At 46.8% G+C, this 20,726-nt stretch carries 14 protein-coding genes and 2 tRNA genes; 13 read left to right on the top strand and 3 right to left on the bottom strand.

The window, feature by feature from the left end; all coding sequences use genetic code 11:
* Positions 1-162: 162 nt before the first annotated feature.
* The 7 genes from QUB26_RS27695 (at position 163) to mutT (ending at position 5,665) form a co-directional block, all read left to right on the top strand.
* Positions 163-729, top strand: a complete 567-nt coding sequence (locus tag QUB26_RS27695) for a site-2 protease family protein (RefSeq protein ID WP_333320584.1) — start codon at positions 163-165, stop codon at positions 727-729.
* Between the two features lie 64 nt (positions 730-793).
* Positions 794-1,471, top strand: coding sequence for a PEP-CTERM sorting domain-containing protein (locus QUB26_RS27700; protein ID WP_333240236.1), 678 nt, complete (start codon positions 794-796; stop codon positions 1,469-1,471).
* Positions 1,472-1,629: 158 nt separating this feature from the next.
* Positions 1,630-1,711: transfer RNA gene (locus QUB26_RS27705), tRNA-Leu, on the top strand.
* A gap of 73 nt (positions 1,712-1,784) precedes the next feature.
* Positions 1,785-2,567, top strand: a complete 783-nt coding sequence (locus QUB26_RS27710; protein ID WP_333320586.1) for an RNA methyltransferase — start codon at positions 1,785-1,787, stop codon at positions 2,565-2,567.
* Positions 2,568-3,550: 983 nt separating this feature from the next.
* Positions 3,551-4,510, top strand: coding sequence for an RNA polymerase sigma factor, RpoD/SigA family (locus tag QUB26_RS27715; protein ID WP_333057356.1), 960 nt, complete (start codon positions 3,551-3,553; stop codon positions 4,508-4,510).
* Positions 4,511-4,730: 220 nt separating this feature from the next.
* The gene (locus tag QUB26_RS27720; RefSeq protein WP_172187001.1) at positions 4,731-5,072 is read left to right on the top strand and encodes a DUF760 domain-containing protein; all 342 of its coding nucleotides are present in this window, start codon (positions 4,731-4,733) and stop codon (positions 5,070-5,072) included.
* 188 nt (positions 5,073-5,260) lie between these two features.
* Positions 5,261-5,665, top strand: coding sequence for an 8-oxo-dGTP diphosphatase MutT (gene mutT / locus QUB26_RS27725; RefSeq protein ID WP_333240232.1), 405 nt, complete (start codon positions 5,261-5,263; stop codon positions 5,663-5,665).
* A 54-nt stretch (positions 5,666-5,719) separates the two neighbouring features.
* On the opposite strand, the gene QUB26_RS27730 is transcribed toward mutT, so the two are convergent.
* Entirely contained in the window at positions 5,720-6,958 is a 1,239-nt protein-coding gene (locus tag QUB26_RS27730; protein WP_333320588.1) for a histidine kinase, read from the bottom strand.
* A 53-nt stretch (positions 6,959-7,011) separates the two neighbouring features.
* Between QUB26_RS27730 and QUB26_RS27735 the strand changes: the two genes are divergently transcribed.
* From QUB26_RS27735 to QUB26_RS27745, 3 genes are all read left to right on the top strand, one after another.
* A complete protein-coding gene (locus QUB26_RS27735) occupies positions 7,012-8,736 on the top strand; it encodes a DUF2079 domain-containing protein (RefSeq protein ID WP_333240228.1) in 1,725 nt (574 codons plus the stop codon).
* 250 nt (positions 8,737-8,986) lie between these two features.
* Entirely contained in the window at positions 8,987-10,174 is a 1,188-nt protein-coding gene (locus QUB26_RS27740) for a glycosyltransferase family 4 protein (protein WP_333240226.1), read from the top strand.
* Positions 10,175-10,353: 179 nt separating this feature from the next.
* Positions 10,354-11,598: an MFS transporter gene (locus tag QUB26_RS27745; RefSeq protein WP_333057363.1), complete on the top strand. Its 1,245-nt coding sequence runs from the start codon at positions 10,354-10,356 to the stop codon at positions 11,596-11,598.
* Between the two features lie 360 nt (positions 11,599-11,958).
* Here QUB26_RS27745 and QUB26_RS27750 read toward each other — a convergent pair.
* Positions 11,959-12,032, bottom strand: a tRNA-Arg gene (locus QUB26_RS27750).
* A gap of 78 nt (positions 12,033-12,110) precedes the next feature.
* Here QUB26_RS27750 and moaC point away from each other — a divergent pair.
* From moaC to QUB26_RS27765, 3 genes are all read left to right on the top strand, one after another.
* A complete protein-coding gene (gene moaC, locus QUB26_RS27755) occupies positions 12,111-12,632 on the top strand; it encodes a cyclic pyranopterin monophosphate synthase MoaC (RefSeq protein WP_333320590.1) in 522 nt (173 codons plus the stop codon).
* Between the two features lie 188 nt (positions 12,633-12,820).
* The gene (locus QUB26_RS27760; protein ID WP_006633890.1) at positions 12,821-13,078 is read left to right on the top strand and encodes a 2TM domain-containing protein; all 258 of its coding nucleotides are present in this window, start codon (positions 12,821-12,823) and stop codon (positions 13,076-13,078) included.
* 64 nt (positions 13,079-13,142) lie between these two features.
* Entirely contained in the window at positions 13,143-13,445 is a 303-nt protein-coding gene (locus QUB26_RS27765) for a DUF3181 family protein (RefSeq protein ID WP_333240221.1), read from the top strand.
* 63 nt (positions 13,446-13,508) lie between these two features.
* Here QUB26_RS27765 and QUB26_RS27770 read toward each other — a convergent pair.
* Positions 13,509-20,726 (bottom strand): Ig-like domain-containing protein (locus QUB26_RS27770; RefSeq protein WP_333320592.1); only part of this gene is annotated, 7,218 nt, incomplete at its 5' end.

Below are 20,726 nucleotides of genomic sequence, written 5' to 3' on the forward strand. Positions count from 1 at the left end.
GAAAAATCTTCTCTTTATCCCTTGGGCAAGTCTATTGCAACTAGATTAACTGCTACCCCTACTTATTGAGCCGATACGTGGTTTGCTTCTTCTGCCGAAGTCACAGCCTCACATCAGCAGTTGTGGATAGTCGGCAAAAATGACACTATTTTCACATTTGTATTGCTAACAATGCTAGTAATAGCTTTGCACGAATTAGGTCACGCTTTCACGCTCAAACACTACGGCGGCATAGTTAAAGAAATTGGATTGTTGTTTATGTGTCTCATCCCCGGATGTTACACAGATACAACCGACCAATACAGTTTAGTCAGGCGGAAACAGCGGCTTTTAGTAGTAGCGGCGGGAGTATTGATTCAAGTAACAATTTGGGCATTTGCTGTTTGGATATGGCTGTTATCTCAGTCCAATCCAATTTGGCATCAAATTAGTTACCTGTTGATGGTAGCAGCAATGCTGACAGTGGCAATTAACTTGAATCCGTTGAATAAATTTGACGGTTATTATTTGTTAGTAGCTGGAACTGGCATTAACAATCTGCGACAAAGGTCGTTTGATTTTTATGTGGACTTGTTGCGGAGGGAGGAGATTGAGGAAGCAGCGGAAACGCAATGGATTTTAGCGGCTTATGCGCCTTTGAGTATAGTTTATACTGTTTGGGCTTTTACTTACTTAATGTCTTTGATAGGAAATTGGGTTTTGTTAAATATTCCGATTTTTTCACCGTAGAGCAATCACGGGCGTCCCGCCCCTACCACGAAATTCAAGTTGATTATTTTAGGGGTTTACTGAAATGAATGTTTATCAAAAGTTGGGTCTTGTTGGCGGAAGTTTGAGTTTTGCTGTTGTCAGTCAATGTTTTTCTGCACAAGCTGCTACTCTAACTCAAGCTTATACTGTGGATCTGGGTTCGCAGCCGTTAAATAGCAGCACGAATGTGGTTTTGCCCAAGTTTAATTCGCTGTTAGGAACGCTATTAAGGGCTTATGTTACGGTTAAATCTACTGTTAATAACACTGTTAGCATTACTCCTTTGACTGGAGATTTTCTGGGGACGGCGGCGAGTAATGCAAGTATTGCTGTGAATATTCCGCTGTTAAAAGTTGACCCTAATTTGACTTTAAGTGTGTTAGCCAGTCCGCCGGAAACGAGGATTGCTAATGGCGCTACGGGAAGTGTTAGCGGTTCGGCTGCCGGTGTTGTGTCAAAGAGTTATGATTCCCAGCAGTCTCTGAGTGCGTTAAGTGGATGTGATGGTGATACTTTTATCGCAGGTTTGATGACTAATGGTTTTACTCAAGTTATAGGGAATCCTGTTAGGGGAAATTTCGACGGTAAGGTTGCGGTTAACACTACAGTTAGTGCAATTTATGAGTATGAACCTGTACCGGAACCGATGACTGCTGTTGGTACGTTGCTGGCTGCTGGAATGGGTTTGTGGTGGAAGAAAAAGGCGGCAAAAAAGGTGTAATATTAATTTGAAGTTTCCCCTAGCCCCCCTTAATTAAGCAGGGTGGATAGGGGGAATCTCAAAGTTCTCCCTATTACTCGCAGCCCAGAAAAAAATAAATTCCCCAAAACACTTGACAGATTCGCGGAGGTATGGCAGAGTAGTAATTCGTGACCGATGCGGAACTGGCGGAATTGGTAGACGCGCATGATTCAGGTTCATGTGGTGCAAGCCTTCCGGGTTCAAGTCCCGGGTTCCGCATTCCCAAGGCAGAAGGAAGTTTGGGGTTAACCCGATACAGGCAATAACCCCATTCGCTCTGCTGAATTAAACAATGCTGACAAGTATTCAAAACCCCCTAGTTAAAGAAATCCGCAAGCTGCACAGCTCGAAGGGACGCAGGGAACAACAATTATTTTTACTCGAAGGGACGCACTTGCTGGAGGAAGCTTGCGCGGCAAAATACCCGCTAGCAACGGTTTGCTGCACTCCCGAATGGCTGGATCAGCACGGGGAACTTTGGGAGCAAGTTGGTAATTTAGCCGATCGCACAGAATTAGTAAGTGCAAAAGTGTTAGAGTCGATCGCCACGACAGTCCAACCCGACGGCATTGTCGCCACCGCACCCCGCACCGCAACAGATCCCGCAAAATTGTCAACTTTAGGAATAGCCCTAGAAACAATCCAAGATCCCGGCAACTTGGGGGCGATCGTCCGCACGGCTGCGGCTGCTAATGCCGACGGTTTGCTGCTGAGCGCAGACAGCGCCGATTTAGACCATCCCAAAGTGCTGCGCGCCTCGGCAGGAGCTTGGTTTAAGCTGCCAATGGCAGTCAGGCCAGATTTAACCGCCGAAGTCTCCGGGTATAAAAATCGAGGAATGCAAATTTTAGCAACTGTCGCCGGGGCCAGTTTAAGTTATTGGGAAGTAGATTTGCGAGTGCCGACACTGATAGTTTTGGGCAACGAAGGCTCTGGTTTGTCGGAAGAATTGAGGAGTTTGGCCGATCGACAAATCCAAATTCCCCTGAGTCGTGGCGTAGAATCTTTAAATGTGTCGATCGCCGCAGCCCTCATCTTGTACGAAGCTCAACGGCAAAGAAGTCAATCGATTTGAGATTTTAGATTTTAGATTTTAGATTGAAGCATTGAGCCCACGGATAAATTCGGGGGCCAGTTTATCGGATACAGGTTTTTTATTTCTGGACGGATGAATCACGTGGCGGGTATCCTGGATGCTTTCGGTCATTAGTTATTAGCCATTAGTCATTAGTCATTATCTGTTGGGGCGGGTTCATCAATATCTGTAACTTCATATTCAGGGCAGCCACGGGGGGCTGCTCCTACAAGATAATGAAACAGCCCTGCCCCTCTACCAATCTCCCCCTCTGAGATGTGGCGGCTTTTGTTTATATTGATGCAAACTGTAAAGCCAGGAAAGCGGATACTCTCGTATCAACAGTCCAGGCTGGCATGAAATAAATGTCAGGAACTCAGGGCTAAAGCCACTGAGCTTGTAAGAAATTACAAGCTATTCTGACCAGCCTAAGTCTTAACTGACTACGTTATTTGAGTCACGACACCGGCGAATGCGAAGCTAGTTTTCCGCTCTGTCATCTGCAATTAAACAGTCTTAAAGTCACGCTCGACAGTGTTGCAGGTCTAAAAAGCTCTTATAACCTTGACCGACAAGCTAACATTACCCGAAAGGGACTCGGAGACAACCATATCTCCATAGAGGGGCAACCATACCCCTCTAACCCCGCAAGGGGATTCAAGGCGATTGAAATCGCCGTGTCGTTTTCCTCTCAGGGCTGAAGCCACTGAGTTTCCCACTTACCGAGTATTTTTTATGAAGAAGTGTAGCCAAGTGCTCTCACAAATGTTAAGATTCTTAACATAACGTAGTATTGTGCACGCCCCAACCAAAACCTAACCTGAGACGGTTCTGACTGGGAGTAGTAGCTAGCTACCATAAAATTAAGCCTCTTTAAATGGAAGGAAAGCGCAAGTCCCCGCCCGCTTTCCTTCCCAGCTAAAGCTAGGGGTTTGCGACTACCGCAAACCTTTAGAGGCACAGATCCTCAGCGGGAAAAGCTCATGAAAACTCTTAAGTCCTCAGATACAGATTCTGTTCGCGCTTACTTGCGGGAAATCGGCCGCGTTCCCTTGTTGACCCATGAGCAAGAAATACTCTACGGGAAACAGGTACAGCGCTCAACCGCACTGCATCAGGAGAAAAATATTTTAGCCGAAGAGTTAGGCCGCGACCCGACGGCGGCTGAATGGGCACAGGCAGTTGGGCTGTCTGAGGCACAGTTGCAGCGGACGATCGAACACGGGGAAAGGGCAAAGCGCCAAATGGTGGAAGCGAATCTCCGCCTGGTAGTGTCTGTTGCCAAGAAATATATCAAGCGCAACGTAGATTTACTGGATCTAATTCAGGAAGGCACGATCGGGATGCAGCGGGGAGTAGAAAAATTTGACCCGACTAAGGGCTACAGATTTTCTACTTATGCTTATTGGTGGATTCGTCAGGCAATTACTCGGGCGATCGCCGAAAAAGGCCGCACCATCCGCTTACCGATCCACATTACCGAAAAGCTCAACAAAATTAAAAAAGCTCAGCGCCAACTTGCTCAACAGCTTGGTCGCGCGGCCACGGCTGCTGAATTGGCATCCGAGTTAGAGTTGACTCCCAAACAGATTCGCGAATATCTCGATCGCGCGCGCCTGCCACTTTCCCTGGACTTGCGCGTGGGAGACAATCAAGATACAGAGTTGGGCGATTTGTTGGAAGATACGGGTACTACCCCGGAAGATTTTGCCCTGCAATCTTCCCTGCGGACTGACTTAGACCAGCTAATGGCGGAACTGACTCAGCAACAGCGAGAAGTGCTCGCCTTGCGGTTCGGTTTAGAAGACGGGCAAACCCTAACTTTGGCAAAAATAGGCGATCGTCTCAACATCAGTCGGGAACGAGTGCGGCAAATAGAACGGGAAGCTTTGACCAAACTCCGCAAGCGCAAGCAAGATATCAACGATTATCTAGCCAGCTAGGTAGATTGGGGATTGGCGATCGGGGTCTCCCCCTTGCAATCCCCAATCTAAAATCGTAAAAACCGCCGCTTTTAATTCGGTTGTGCCCACTTGGTTGCTATGATTGTCCTGCTACATTAGTAATTACTTAGTAATAAATATCAGCAGCGATCAGATAAGGGTTATTTAATTTAACCGCCCGCGTCTAACATAACAAGCTGTGTCTGAAACGGAGGTACTCGTGAGCAACTCATCTAATAAATCCCCAGAATTCTTTGAAGAAGACGGAGAAAATGCCAACTTATTATGGCAATACGTGCAGTCAATGGCTCCCGACACAGTTTCTCAGTTGTCTAAGCCGACTTCTCACGAAGTGTTTCAAGTAATGGAACGAAATATTGTTGGACTATTGGGGAATTTGCCTTCGGAACACTTCGGGGTGACAGTGACTACCAGTCGCGAACATTTGGGTAGATTGCTCGCCTCGGCTATGATTAGCGGTTATTTTCTCAAAAATGCCGAACAGCGAATGACTTTTGAAAAGTCCATACAAGCCAGTGAGAGACATGGCTCGGACGATTAGTAGATTCTTAACATTTAAGTGATCCAAGTGTCAAGCCCCCCCTCGCAAGATGGGGGCTTAATATTTTAGATTTTAGATTTTAGATTTTAGATTTTAGAGGGTTGATTTTAGATTAAATAATTGAATAATTATTGATATTATTCTTACATTCCCAATTCCCCATTCCCCATTCCCCATTCCTAATTAATATGTCTCTTCCTCCTGTTGCCCACAAAGTTATCGGCGTTGCTGCAATCTGGAACGATCGCCAACAAATTTTGATTGACAAGCGCCGACAACATGGACTGCACGGGGGTTTCTGGGAGTTTCCGGGCGGAAAAATAGAGCCTGGGGAAACAATCGAAGCTTGCATAAAACGGGAAATTATGGAGGAGTTGGGGATTGTCGTAGAAGTTGGCGATCGCTTGATTACAATTGACCACGACTACACTAAATTTACAGTTAGATTATACGTGCACCACTGCCGCCACGTCAGCGGTGAACCGCAAATGATCGAATGCGATGAAATTCGCTGGGTGACACTCGACGAAATTGACCAATTTACTTTTCCCAAGGCAAACGCACAGATTATTGCTGCACTGCGGAAAATTTGAGCTGTAATATAAAATTCGGTTGCTACTGAACAACTGACAAATGACAGCTAACTTTTATTTTTGGACGGGCAGAGTAAAGTGAAAACAACTGCCTCTATCGGGTACGGAGTCTACCCAAATTTGACCGTAGTGCGCGCGGATGATGCCTTGACACAGAGACAGCCCAATGCCGTAACCGTCTTTTGATTTATCTCGCTGCAACCGAAAGCTGTCTTCAAAAATGCTCGCGCAATCTTCTTCAGGAATTCCCGGCCCGCTGTTGCAAATGCTGACTTGAACTTTGTAAGCGGTGCGGTGGAGAATGGACAGATTAACCGTTCCTTGGTCTGGGGTGTACTTGCTGGCGTTGTCAAGCAGGTTGACCATGACTTGTTTGATGCGATCGGGATCGGCATAAACCAAGGGTAAATCTGCGGGAATGTCTGTTTCTATGTTCAGACTTTTCGCCTGAAATTTGTCTTGAAACTGCAAGATTACATCTTGACAAATCGCTCCCAGTTCGATTCTTTTTGGTTCAATGTGGAGTTGAGCGTTTGTACCCCGGGCTGCTTGCAGGATATCTGTAATCATACGATCGACAATTCGGATTTGGCGCCGGGCTTGTTTCATCAAATGAGCCGCCAGACTGGGAGTCAAACGCGACTTTTCCCCCTCTTTCACCTTCTGACTTGACTCCAAAGTCTCCAAAGCCAAAGATGCGGCAGTCAACGGATTACGCAAGTCGTGAGCTAGCATCGCAATAATCCGGTCTTTCAACTGCAACTGCTCTTGCAAGTGTTCTTTTTCCTGTTTGAGGCGAAAAACTTCATCAGAAAGCTGCACAAGTTCGGCCGCGCAAGCAACGGAATAGATGGGTTTTGCGTCAGTCAGGGTTTCCGCAATAGCTGCGGCCGACTGCTGCCCAGGTGTGTATTCGTCTACAGAACGCTTCCAGCGGGGCCACCAGTGTTCGAGTTGGGCGATTAAATTGCTGCCGGCGAGAGTTTGTCGCGGATCGGGATGAATTTTGAGCAGCGAGGGAGTGGCTACAAGTTTAAAGTGTTCGGCTAAATCGGGCTGTTCTCCTACGTCGATGATTTGAAGCTCAAAGTCGCACTCTGCCTTCAAATCCTTTAGGGACTTGCGGATGTGTCTGGTCTGTTCCCTGGAAGAGGGACGCTTGTCTACGAACAGCAAAAGCTGTAAAAGCGGTGCGGGATTTACCGGCTGTTCGGGAGAACAGTCAGTGCCGCTGGTGCCGAGTGTTGGATGGACGCTGTTGAGCTTTTCGATCGGGTGAAAATAATTGAGCATTGCCGAGCCGAGTTATTTCACTTCTACTTTAATTTAATACTTACTTTAGATTTATGCTATTGTCCGATAATTTCATTACAGGCGGGCCGATGATATTTTTGAGATGGAAGAAAAATGAGTCGCTGCGGGTGGTGGTTCAAGTGGCGGCCGCCTTTTTTGTGCTGTGCCTGTTGCTGACGCTGCACCGCTACTACAGCTTTTACGCTACTTACGACCAAGGCATTTTCAATCAACTTTTTTGGAACGGCACTCGGGGTCACTTGTTTGAGAGTTCCCTCTCTTCGGCTTTGTCCACTAATGTGGTTCACCAAAACCAGCTCCCGGAAGTATCTTACTACCGGTTGGGGCAGCATTTCACCCCGGCGCTAATGCTGTGGCTGCCAATTTACTCGCTGTTTCCCTCGCCCGTCACTTTGACGGTGTTGCAGGTGACTTTAATTACGGCGGCTGGAGGAGTGCTCTATGCTCTCGCCAGACACTATCTGGAACCCCGGCTGTCGGCGACAATTGTTGTGAGCTATTACTGCGCTAACGCGGTCATCGGCCCGACTATGGGCAATTTTCACGATGTTTGTCAAATTCCGCTGTATGTCTTTGGCTTGCTGCTGGCGATGGAGAAGCGCTGGTGGCCCTTGTTTGGGATTCTGGCAACTTTAATTTTGGCCGTGCGAGAAGATGGGGGAGTTGTTTTATTTGGCGTCGGAGTTTACCTGATTTTGAGCCGGCGCTACCCTCGGACTGGTTTGGCTGTCTGCATACTCAGTTTTGGTTATATGATCGTCCTGACCAATCTGATTATGCCTTTGTTTTCTGCTGATATATCCCAGCGGTTTATGATGGAGCGCTTCGGTCAATATGCCGAGGGAGATGAAGCTTCTACTCTAGAAATTATTTGGGGAATGGTGAGTAATCCCGGACGGTTGGTAGCTCAGTTATTTACGCCGTTTTTTGGTAAGATTAGATACCTGCTTGGCCAGTGGTTGCCATTAGCTTTAGTGCCAGCTTTCGCACCTGCGTCTTGGATGATAGCTGGATTTCCGCTGCTGAAGCTATTTTTAGCAAAAGGAGAGTCGGTGCTGGCGATTAATATTCGCTATGCGATGACTGTGGTTCCAGGGCTTTTTTATGGGGCGATTCTGTGGTGGGCCCAGCGTCAAAAGGAAGAAGATAGAATGGTGAGAGAGGAAAGAATGTTTTTGCGTTTTCCTTCTGCTTTATTTCCTCTCCCTTCTTCTTCAAAGTTTCGCCGCTTTTGGGCGTTTTGCATCTGTTTGTCGCTATTTTTTACCTTCACTTCTAACCCAAATCGGACTTTTTCTTTGATTTTGCCCGATGCGATCGATCCTTGGGTGCAGGTTCCTCTCGTCAGACAATGGCAGCACGTTTTGCAAGTGCGACCGCTATTGGCTCAAATTCCTGCTGATGCTAGCGTGGCAGCGACGAATACTATTGTGCCGATTTTGTCAAGCAGGCGGGAAATTCTCAGGTTTCCGATGTTGGAACTCCGCAATGATGCGGGGAAGGCAGTGAAGATGCAATATGTAATTGCCGATTTGTGGCAGTTGCAGCAGTATCAGGCTGCGTTTCGCGCGGAACGGGGACAGTTGCGGGAGATCGTACCGGCGATCGATCGAATGTCCAAATCTGGAGAGTACGGCATTGTTGGCTTTGAAGACGGCGCGATTTTGATGCGTCAGGGTGCTGTTTCTAATTCTGCATCAGTTGCTGCTTGGACTCGTTTTCGGCGCGAATTGGAGCCGATTTTGAAGAAACAGTAAGCGGGTAGGCGCGATCGCCATTGCTGCCCTCAGTGGCTCAAATCTTGAGGAAACCTGTTTTTTTCAGGTAATGGCGATCGAGCAATTTCCTGCAAAAACCAGGTTTAGCCATGATTTTCTGTCTTTGTTGCTGCCAAAAGTCAGGCATTCGGCATCAACTTGCGCTCAACTTAAATTTAAGGGTGATAATTATACAATAAATCTGTTAATCCTAAACATTAAGTTATATAAAAAATTTGGAGGAAGAAAGATGAAAATTTTGGTATTGGCATGGGAGTTTCCTCCCAGAATCGTAGGCGGTATCGCCCGCCACGTATCAGAACTATATCCAGAATTGGTGAAGCTGGGACACGAAATTCACTTAATTACAGTAGAGTTCGGCCACGCGCCGATGTACGAAGTGGTGGAAGGAATACGTGTGCATCGGGTGGTGGTGGGGCACGCTAGGGACTTTTTTCACTGGGTGGCGAACCTTAACCAAAGCATGGGCTACCAAGGCGGGAAACTGATGCTTGAGGAAGGCCCCTTTGATATCATCCACGCTCACGATTGGCTAGTGGGAGATGCGGCGATCGCCCTCAAGCATACCTTTAAAGTACCGCTAATTACCACCATCCACGCCACCGAATACGGGCGCTTCAACGGCATCCACAATGAAGGGCAGCGCTACATTAACGCCAAGGAAAACGACCTCGCTTACAATTCTTGGCGGGTAATTGTTTGCAGTGATTATATGCGGCGGGAAGCCGAACGGGTACTAGCGACTCCGTGGAACAAAATAGAGGTAATTTACAACGGAATTAGACCAGATAAAAAGCCCCGATGGCACGAATTTGACGCGATGAACTTCCGTCGTCAGTTTGCTGCAGACGACGAAAAAATAGTTTATTATGTAGGAAGAATTAGCTACGAAAAAGGTATTTCTGTATTTCTAAATGCAGCACCTAAAGTAATTTGGGAAATGGGGGGGAAAGCGAAAATTGTAATTGTTGGCGGCGGCAATACAGACCATCTAAAACATTTAGCTTGGCATTTAGGAATTTGGAATAAGTGTTATTTTACTGGGTTCATGTTTGAGGAACATCTCGACAAATTTCAGACGGTGGCTGACTGCGCGGTTTTCCCCAGTCTTTACGAACCTTTTGGGATTGTAGCGTTAGAAAGCTTTGCTGCAAGAGTGCCTGTGGTGGTTTCGGATGCGGGCGGACTTCCAGAGGTGGTGCTGCACACTAAAACTGGCGTTGTTACTGAGGCAAACAATCGGGATTCTTTGGCCTGGGGAATTTTGGAGGTTTTGAAAAATCCGGGTTACGCGCAGTGGTTGGTTGACAATGCTTATCAAGATTTGGAACGCCGGTTTAGTTGGCCGAAGTTGGCGATAGAAACCCAGTGGGTTTATGAACGGGTGGTGGAGGAAAGGGCTGAGGTTGATTGGTAAGAATGCTCTTTTTTGACAGTTGACAGTTGACGGTTGACAGTTGACAGTTGACAGTTGACAGTTGACAGTGAGTCGAATATCAACTTTTTTGGGGCAAATCTTAAGAATTTGTAACACAATGATAGAGACACTCGAACTTACTTTGAGTGCACTCATAAGATTTAAAGGGAATTCGCATCTTGAATATTTTTAGGGAAATCGATCCCCAACCCAGACGCAGCTTACTGATTTTATTCACCGCAGGGCTGCTATTCTGGTCGAGTTTGGCTTCGCTACTGCCAACTTTGCCGCTGTACGTTCAATTTGTGGGCGGCACAAAACAGCAAATTGGCTTTGTGATGGGTGCATTTGCGATCGGACTTTTGCTATCGAGGCCGCAGTTAGGTAAAATAGCCGACAGCAGGGGTCGAAAACAAGTTTTGCTTCTAGGTGCGTCCGTCGCTGCGATCGCCCCTTTGGGCTACCTGTTAGCTCAATCTATCCCCTTACTGTTACTTCTTCGCGCTTTTCACGGTATTAGCATCGCCGCTTTTACCACAGCTTACAGCGCTTTGGTAACAGATTTGTCGCCACCAGGAAAGCGGGGCGAATTAATCGGTAACATGAGTTTGGTAAGTCCTATTGGTCTAGCATTTGGCCCGGCTATTGGCGGATTTGTGCAAGCTGGGGTTGGTTATACTCCTTTGTTTGCGATGTCGGCAGTTTTCGCTGCAATAAGTGTATTTTTTACCTGCCAAATTGCGGAACCTAATTTTGCCGATTTAACAAAATCGGACTCGCTATCGGAGGACAAAAATAGCCAAAAATACTGGAAAATGCTCTGGAATCCGAGAGTGCGGATTCCGGCTTTAGTGTTATTGGTGGTTGGTTTGGTATTCGGAACTTTGAGCACTTTTATGCCTTTGTTTATCCAAGAAACTAAGGCTAATTTCAATCCGGGATTATTTTATTCTACGGCAGCTATCGCCAGTTTCGGTATGCGGTTAGTCACGGGACGGGCTTCGGACAAATACGGCCGCGGCTTGTTTATTTCTGGCGGCTTAATCTGTTATGCCCTATCTATGTTATTGTTGTATTTTGCTAACAACACCAGTGCTTTTTTAATAGCAGCTTTGGTTGAAGGTTGCGCGGGCGGTACGGTTTTGCCGATGATGGTAGCGCTGATGTCGGACAGGTGCGAACCTCATGAAAGGGGCCGCTTGTTTTCGCTTTGTATTGGCGGATTTGATTTAGGCATTGCGATTGCTGGGCCGACTTTAGGCTTTGTGGCTGAACAAGTTGGCTACAGAAATATGTTTGGTTTTGCTGCTGGCCTCGCTGGCTTGGCTTTGCTGATTTTTATTACTCAGTCTAGCAAGGGCTTGTCTAATTCGATGAAGTTTGCGATCGGTCGAGGCAAAGATGTTTATGCTTTGAATCGATGATAAGCTGTTACGCATTTAAATTGGAAAATCTGGACAGGCTAGAAGCCCGTCCCACAAGAGTTTTATTGATTTTTGACACACAGTTTAAATGTAGAACAGCTTATAACAGAAGCAAGAAGGAAGAGGCAATCATGGGACTTACCAAAAAACCCGGTTTCTCCCAAAAATCGTGAATCTATGCGACAGATATTGAGGCAGAAACCGGGTTTTTGTTCCCGCGCAGCATTCTGAAAAACAGGCAAGATGCCTGTTCCACAAAGATTAAAAAAGTTCTGAGTTTTAAATCGTGAGTTGAATTAATTTCTTAATTCAAAACTCAAAACTCAGAACTCAGAACTCACAGCTTATAACGTTTTTAAATGGGCTTGGAGGGATTCGAACCCCCGACCTCATGGTTCGTAGCCATGCACTCTATCCAACTAAGCTACAAGCCCCTGTTGAGTTAAGATTTAATCTAAAATTGATTAAGTTCTTTTCTCACAGAATCTAACAGTAACACCATTACCAAAAAAATGCAAGACCTTTCGCAAACTTTTTCTAAATTGCCCGATCGCACACAGCTAACTCACCTCAACAACAGCGGGGAAGCCCAAATGGTGGACGTTTCGGCGAAGGTGCCGACTGTTCGGCAAGCTGTGGCTGCTGCCAGGGTGCGGATGCTGCCGGAGACGTTTGCGGCGATTGAAGCGGGGAATGCGCCGAAAGGTGATGTGTTGGGCACTGCAAGGCTGGCTGGAATTATGGCGGCGAAACAGACGGCACATTTGATTCCTCTGTGTCACCCTCTGCCGCTGAGTAGCGTGGATGTGCAGGTGATGCCGGATGCTGGGTTGCCGGGGTATCAAATTCGGGCGACGGTGAAAATTAAGGCGGAAACTGGGGTGGAAATGGAGGCGCTGACGGCGGTTTCGGTGGCGGCGCTGACTTTGTATGATATGGCGAAAGGATTGGAAAAGTCGATCGCCATTGAGTCGATTCGACTGGTGAGTAAAAGTGGTGGCAAGTCTGGAGACTATGAAAATGTAGAGGCATAATACCAATTTCATAAAGTAGCGCTAGATATTACCCCCCCAACCCCCCCTTATTAAGGGGGGGCTAAGACTTCATCCATAGCACATCTTTAGAAAAATGGTATAAGTTTCCAGCCGAAAGAGGGATGCAGCATTCAAAAAGCTGCACTTATGATTAAAATAGGCACTGAACTACTATCAAGTGAAAAACTATGCCTCCTCGTTGGCCCCGCAAACCCGATCGCAATGATCCAGAGTATCGCCGTTTAGATGACCGGATGAATTTTGCTATCCACGTCGGTCTTTTTTCTGCTACCAATTCTGGTTTATGGTTTGTTCACAATTTGCAAAAGGCTGATTGGCCTTGGGCAATTTCGGTAACGGGTGGATGGGCTCTAGTAGTTTTGGCCCACGCGATTTACCATTTTGCCATCGCCGATTATTCGCCCCTCACCAAAGATTCTGGCTGAAGGCAGTTGGCGGCGATTTGTTAAGTCTTTTGATTGATAACAAATAACTTTGTGCTTTTTTGATATGGCTAATACTACACAGGCGATCGAATCTTTAGCAGCCGAAATCGGCGAAAATGTCTACATTGACATTGCCAAATGGCATTTGTATCTCAATGATGCCCACCTGCATACAGTTGTTGCCCAACAACTTTATTCGATGCTGGAAGATGGGAAGTTAGATGCTGACAAAGTTGGACAAGTTTTGCAAGGAATTCCAGTCAAGTTGGGCGGCGGCAAGCGGGAAGTGCCGCTTGCCGATTTGATTCCGATGCAGTGTCAAGTTCAGTTGATGGATGTGCTTGAGGAATTTCAGCGGAAGATGTAGTAAAGGGCGATCGCCTTTTTTGGTCTTTTTGTACCGAAGGGCGATCGCGCTTTTTTTCCTTTCCTAAACCAGCATGAAATTAGCCGATGTTATCGCATCCGCACTCACTCCAACCATCACACCTAACTGCTCCCCTGTCAAGAGATTCTTAATAATAGTTCCCTGAGTATTTTGAGTTATTTCTAACTGACCAAAACTCAACCCACCGCTTAATCCAATCAAATCTTGACCCAGAGTAAAATCAGCGATAATATCAAATCCTTCACCAGCTTTTAAGGCAAAGATATCGTTGCCGCTACCGCCAATCAAACTATCATTTCCCATGCCTCCATCCAGGAGATCGTTGCCTTTGCCACCAGTGAGAGTATCGTTGTCTGCGCCTCCGAAAAGAGTATCATTTCCGGCACACCCTCCCAGGATATCTGCTCCTTCATCACCGTTGATTAAGTCATTACCTTCACCGCCGCAGATTGTATCATTTCCCTGTTGTCCAAACAGATTGTCATCACCTTGACTGCCAAGCAGGATGTCGTTACCTTTGCCTCCATATAAGGTGTCATTATCCTTACCACCATCGATGAAGTCATCATCTTTGTTGCCATAAATGATGTCAATACCTTCGCGGCCATGTAAGAAGTCATTGCCTTTGCCTCCGAAGATTAAATCGTTGCCAGACTCGCCAAGAACGATGTCGCTTCCTTCATCTCCGTAGAGAGTATCTTCATCTTTGCCTCCGGCGATGAAGTCATTGCCTTGGTTGCCATTAATAATGTCATTATCCGCACCGCCGTATAGGTTGTCATCCCCGGATTTGCCCTCGAATATGTTGGCAGCATCGCTACCTAGTAATTCATCGTTTTGGGCAGTGCCTATTTGAATGCCGGAAGCGCCGAGTATGGTGTTTTCAACTGAGTTGGGTCGGTTTAAGTTGGGATAGGTAATTTGGTCGCAGATGCACTCATCGTCTGAGAGGTTATTAGTTGTTGGCGTGGGAGTTGCTGTTTCCGATGGTGTCGGTGTTTCCGACGCTGTTTCCGATGTTGTCGGTGTTTCCGAGGCTGTTTCTGATGGGGTCGGGGCGATCGGTGTTGGTGTGACGGGTGTGGTGCCAGTGTCGGTGCCGATCTCGATAGAGTCCTCCGAGCCATATTGTACGTTTTTGACAGTCAGGGGGCTTTCAACATTCGCCTCTGCAATCATCTTGTCAAGAGCAGCATCGGTGTTTTCAGCAAGCGCCTCCTCAATGTTCTTCGTACCAGCCCCCACTTGCTGGAGGTCTTTAGCCACCTCAGCTAACATCGCCTTTTCCACTTGAGCGAGGCGAAGCGCCGCCTCTGCGATCGAGATATTACTGGCTGCAATATCGCTGATGCGCTGATTGCCAGCAGCAATGATTTTTGCCACATTGCCTGCTAGACTGGCAACTTCTGGCTTTTGCACGCTTTGGGCAACTGACTCAATCAACTTCTGCAACAGAGCCGGATCGCTCAAGTTTACAGGAGTTCCCGGCTCTACAACCTTAGATAGCTCTCCGATGACTTTTGTGGCAATCTCCACCTTAGAAAGATTGGAAGCACTGGCAAATAAATTGGTCACCAAGACAATTGCAACTTGAACCTGAACGTGCGGGCTGTAGATAATTAACCCAGTCAGTTCATTGTCCCGCATCGCTTCGATCGCATCGTAATTGCCCAAGTCAACATCTGCCGGAATTCCCAAAGCCGCCTGCACCTTGGCTTGAGCCTCTTCTGCATCCATTCCTTTGCGCTCTAACTCGCTGACCAAGGTCGTAAGCGGAGTGATGGTCGTACCTTCAGAAGCAAACAGGGGCGTTTCCAGAGGCAAATTCGTGGCAGTATTGATGCCACCAATTCCCACCACCCGGCCCTCTTCCGGGTCTAGGAAACCGCTTTGGTTGGTATCGAAATTAGGGACAAAAATATCTAAATCATAGGTACCGTCAGCGTTAGTAATCGTAAAGGGTTCGTCGGGATCTAGAATTCCATTAAAGTTGCCATCAAAGAAAACCTCACCCCCAGTCACTTCACTGTTAAACAGCTTTCCAAAGAATTTACCGACAGCTTTGCCTGCCTTGACGACTGGCTTCACACTACTGGCAACACTCTGAATGGTATTCTTAATAGTCGTTTTAGGACCCTGGCTAATCAGGTTGAAGGGTAGACTAAGCGCCGAACCCACAAATTTTCTGCCAGCGTTAGCTAACGTGTTGATCGGTGCCAAGATGGGAGCCGGAATAAATTTTTTGATAACAGGGTTCTCTGTTAGGGCAATGCCTAAGTTGAAAGCCCTGTAAGCTGGATTAAAATTCAAATTTGTCTTGACGGCAGCCTCAGCAAACCCTTTAACTGTAAAGGATTTTGGCAGAACTGGAAAGGGAACAAACACATTGAACAAGCTGGGAGATTTCGATGTTCCTTGGGGGGCGGTGGAGTTTCCAGTTTCCCAACCAAATTTTGCCAGTGGGAAAGTTGCCAGGTTGTTCTGGTACAGGGTTGTCTTTAACGGCCCAATACCTGCTGTGGCTCGAATATCCAATGAACCATTGATTGTGCCGGAAACTGAATTGATGATATTCCAAGGTTGGGCGCTGTTGAGGACAGTATCTATCTCGGAAGCCCGCAATTTCCCATCGCTTCTACCTTCTCGCTCTCCAACATCTCGCAAATCGACGTTGACATTTCCCTTGATTCCGCCCAGGATGTAAAAATCGGCTACCTTAATATCTGGGCCAGCTTTGGCAGCGATATTTGCGGAGATTGTCAGTTCGGGAACGTCTTGGCCAGTTCCGTCAGCGTTCTTGCGATCGCTGACATAAAAGCCATCTCTTAACAATTGGATTTTATCCGAGGCGTAGTTCGTTGCTTTCCACTGTTGCAGTCCGTAGGTGTCATAGCCAAATTTTAGGTCAGCCTTTGCTTTCAAGTTTCCTTCAAAGCCTACACTCACCGGTGGGAAAGGAGGCAGAGGCTTTGTAATATTTATCGGCACATCCAAATCCAGATTGTCCAAATTCAGGGTCACAATTGGGACATCTGGTTTGCCTAAAAGTAGCTGGATGGCTGTTTCTGGCTTAGTGATAATTGGCACGTCCAGTCCATCAACCACCTCTAACGCTGTCAGAAGTGCAGCAGCTTTCGGATTTTTTTTCTTAAGCTCTTCCTTGCCTATTTCAACGATAGCTTTAGCCTGCGGAGATGTTTTCTCGAACTCTTCTATCCGTTTTAACGGGTTGTAATTATCTAGTTTAAAAGAGCCGAGATCCATCAAAATAGTCTCATTGTTTTTGATGGAATCGTTAACCAGCTTAGTCACCCGGTCTAACTTGACGATTGTTTCTATGAAGCCAGTGGATATTGGTCGGCCTGACAAACTGGAAAGGGTAGATACCATTTCGATGACACTGACCCGCTTCCGGTTGCCATCTATATCCTTAAACAAATTCTCCAGCCCGATTTTGGAAAATATCTGCGTGTCCGCATTCAGGAAATCAATAACTGGCCGAAAGGGTTTAAGAACCTGGTCAACCTTAGTGAAAACAGGTTGGGCAATGCCGGTTATAAATTCGCCAAAATCCAGTTTTGCATTATTGACCTCAACATTGGGTATGCTAGCAGAACTGACGGATTTACCGTTGACGTAATCAGCTTTTGGAAACCCGAACTTCATCTCGAAGACCAAGTTGGGGAATGCTTTGCTGACCACATTTGTCCGGCCTTTCAGGCTCAGATCCCCACTGGTGGAGAATGTAGACTGTGATAAGTTTTGCGGGTTGTAGGAACTATTGAGTTCTGCCTCGGTCAGGCGATCGCCATCATTGATACCTCCCAGATTATCTAAGTCATTCAGCTTGAGCTGATATGTGCCCCCAATTTTAGTGCGCTTGCCTTCGGTGGTATTTTCGTTGAGGGTGGCTGGGAAAAATCCTAGTTTTGCAGAAGTCTTGAACGAGTCATTTAGACCAAACCCCAGGTTAGTCGTCAGATTCGTTTTGGTCGTATCGATATAGTTGCCAAAAGTTTTGCTGTTACCCAGGCTGAAGTTTAACTGATAATCGAGGTTGGCATTCCCATTACCATCGGCGTTAAAGCCAAGGGCAGGCATTCCTATATCTTTGAGGACGTTAACTGTACCGAGTTGATATTTCCGGCCTACTGCAATATCCCAGGTGCTTTCCTCGTTAGTCGTATTCTTTTGAACCCTAATGTTGAAGTTAGTTCCTAGAGAACTCCGCAGGTTTGTTTGTAACTGCTCGGCCGTTAAATCACTACCTGTTTTGAGCGCATTAACCAGGCCATTTTTGAAGCTACCAATAAAATCTTGATTGAGGTTCTGGAAGGGGCCGATGATGGGAAGCTTAATACTTTCCTGTTCTTTTTTAAGAATTTCATCCAGCTTGGTTAATCCCGTTTCTACAAGGGAAAAAACCTTAGTATCAGCGGCGACAGCAGTGGTGAAATTCCAAGCAGTTGCACCTGTAGTACCGGCATAATTGTTGCCAGCTAAATCTTTAATCGCACCGCTGGCAATTTCAACGTAGTAATCAGTACCAGGCGCTAAATCTGCTGTGGGATTAACGGTGACTGTACTACCAGTAACAGTGACATTGGCCGCTGTGACATTGATAGTTTCTACAACTGAGTTATCCGAGACTTTCTTGATAACAATATTGCCAGTGCCTTTTTGTACGGCTTCACTCAATGTGACGACTAAATCAGCAGCAACTGCAACACTGGTGGCGTTGTCTGCGGGGGTGAAAGTGGCTGTGGGGGCTGTGGTATCAGCGGCGACAGCAGTGGTGAAATTCCAAGCAGTTGCCCCTGTAGTACCGGCATAATTGTTGCCCGCTAAGTCTTTAATTGCACCAGCAGCAATTTCAACGTAGTAATCAGTACCAGGCGCTAAATCTGCTGTGGGATTAACGGTGACGGTACTACCGCTAACGGTGACATTTGTTGAGGTAACATCAATGGTTTCTACAACTGAGTTGTCGGAGACTTTCTTGATGACAATGTTGCCTGTACCTTTGGCAACAGCTTCACTCAAGGTGACGACTAAATCCGCACCGACGGCGACAGCAGTAGCGTTATCTGCGGGGGTGAAACTGGCAGCGGTGGGGGCTGTGGTATCAACGGCAGCCGCAGTGCTGAAATTCCAAGCAGTTGCGCCTGTAGTACCGGCATAATTGTTACCTGCTAAGTCTTTAATTGCACCGCTGGCAATTTCAACGTAGTAATCAGTACCAGGCGCTAAATCTGCCGTGGGATTAACTGTGACTGTACTACCGCTAACCGTGACATTTGTTGAGGTAACATCAATGGTTTCTACAACTGAGTTGTCGGAGACTTTCTTGATGACAATATTGCCGATGCCTTTTTGTACGGCTTCACTCAAGGTGACGACTAAATCAGCAGCAACTGCAACACTGGTGGCATTGTCTGCGGGGGTGAAAGTGGCTGTGGGGGCTGTGGTATCAACGGCAGCCGCAGTGGTGAAATTCCAAGCAGTTGCGCCTGTAGTACCGGCATAATTATTACCAGCTAAGTCTTTAATTGCACCGCTGGCAATTTCAACGTAGTAATCAGTACCAGGCGCTAAATCTGCTGTGGGATTAACGGTGACGGTACTACCGCTAACGGTGACATTTGTTGAGGTGACATCAATGGTTTCCACCACTGAGTTATCCGATACTTTCTTTATGACAATATTGCCAGTGCCTTTTTGTACGGCTTCACTCAATGTGACGACTAAATCAGCAGCAACTGCAACACTGGTGGCGTTGTCTGCGGGGGTGAAAGTGGCTGTGGGGGCTGTGGTATCAACGGCAGCAGCAGTGCTGAAATTCCAAGCAGTTGCGCCTGTAGTACCGGCATAATTGTTGCCTCCTAAGTTTTTAATCGCACCGGCAGCAATTTCAACGTAGTAATCAGTACCGGCAGCTAAATCTGCCGTGGGATTAACGGTGACTGTACTACCGCTAACCGTGACATTTGTGGAAGTAACATCAATGGTTTCTACAACTGAGTTGTCGGAGACTTTCTTGATGACAATATTGCCGATGCCTTTTTGTACGGCTTCACTCAATGTGACAACTAAATCAGCAGCAACTGCAACACTGGTGGCGTTATCGGCTGGGGTGAAACTGCTGGCTGTGGGCGCTGTACCATCAAGGCCGTTACCTTGAATGGTAAAGGTATAAGTAGATTCGTCGAGATCGTTGCTGGAAATATTAATTCGTGCGGTGCGAGTGCCGATAGCCGAAGGTTGGAAAGTAATTTCAAATGGGGTAGCTTGACTGGCACTAATAGTGTTGGCTGGTAATGTCTTGACGGTAAAATCACTGGCATTGGCCCCTGTAATGGTGACTACAGGCGTACCCGATAACGTCAAATTACTAGAACCCAAATTTTCAATGCTAAAGGTGCGAACTAGCGGGCTACCAACTGGGGTATCAGCAAAAGCAGTGCCATCAATTGTCGTGGGTGTAATATCTTGATTGGCGATGGAAGTACCATTGCCTTTGAGATCAATTTCCGGCGGGTTAATGAAGAAAGCTAAATCATTAGAGGCATTGGCATTGCCGTAGTTGAAAATATAGTTCCCACCCCCATAAGGGTTGGTATTCGAGAAAGAGAATGTACCTGTTCCCTCAAAAATAACGGAGTAGGTTTGCCCACTGGTAGCCGAATAAGGAGTGTCTAATTTAACTGTTTTCCAACCCATGCCCGATGGGAGTGATATGCTCTGTTGATAGGTAGGAGTACCTTTGTTCCCGCCAGCACCGCTGCCATTACTGCTGTTGTAAATCAATAAATTGCCAGTAAAAGCACCTCCGGTATAAACCGCAATCTCGCTAATTGTTCCATTCTCAGAAGCTGTGAAGCTCTGTCCCTGATGACTGGTATTAGCACTACCGTTTTGGGTTAATTGCGGGATAGGAGGAATCGGCAGCGTCGAAGCGGTGAGGGTTGTGAAGTTCCAACTGGTTGGCCCTGTAATCCCGGCATAATTGTTACCAGCCGAGTCTTTAATCGCCCCGCTAGCAATTTCTACATAGTATTCGGTACTTGGTGCGAGGTCAGCGGTAGGATTAATGGTGACAGTAGAACCACTGACGGTGACGTTGGCTGAGGTGACATCAATAGTTTCTACAACCGAGTTGTCGGAGACTTTCTTGATGACAATATTGCCAGTGCCTTTTTGTACGGCTTCACTCAAGGTGACGACTAAATCAGCAGCAACTGCAATATTAGTGGCGTTGTC

The sequence above is a fragment of the Microcoleus sp. B4-C1 genome, from assembly GCF_036705285.1.
Lineage (GTDB): Bacteria > Cyanobacteriota > Cyanobacteriia > Cyanobacteriales > Microcoleaceae > Microcoleus.

Coding starts and splice junctions, on each gene's coding strand:
- moaC (WP_333320590.1), top strand. CDS start 12,111: ATGCAAGACCTTTCGCAAACTTTTTCTAAATTGCCCGATCGCACACAG.
- QUB26_RS27760 (WP_006633890.1), top strand. CDS start 12,821: ATGCCTCCTCGTTGGCCCCGCAAACCCGATCGCAATGATCCAGAGTAT.
- QUB26_RS27740 (WP_333240226.1), top strand. CDS start 8,987: ATGAAAATTTTGGTATTGGCATGGGAGTTTCCTCCCAGAATCGTAGGC.
- mutT (WP_333240232.1), top strand. CDS start 5,261: ATGTCTCTTCCTCCTGTTGCCCACAAAGTTATCGGCGTTGCTGCAATC.
- QUB26_RS27735 (WP_333240228.1), top strand. CDS start 7,012: ATGCTATTGTCCGATAATTTCATTACAGGCGGGCCGATGATATTTTTG.
- QUB26_RS27700 (WP_333240236.1), top strand. CDS start 794: ATGAATGTTTATCAAAAGTTGGGTCTTGTTGGCGGAAGTTTGAGTTTT.
- QUB26_RS27765 (WP_333240221.1), top strand. CDS start 13,143: ATGGCTAATACTACACAGGCGATCGAATCTTTAGCAGCCGAAATCGGC.
- QUB26_RS27710 (WP_333320586.1), top strand. CDS start 1,785: ATGCTGACAAGTATTCAAAACCCCCTAGTTAAAGAAATCCGCAAGCTG.
- QUB26_RS27730 (WP_333320588.1), bottom strand. CDS start 6,958: ATGCTCAATTATTTTCACCCGATCGAAAAGCTCAACAGCGTCCATCCA.
- QUB26_RS27715 (WP_333057356.1), top strand. CDS start 3,551: ATGAAAACTCTTAAGTCCTCAGATACAGATTCTGTTCGCGCTTACTTG.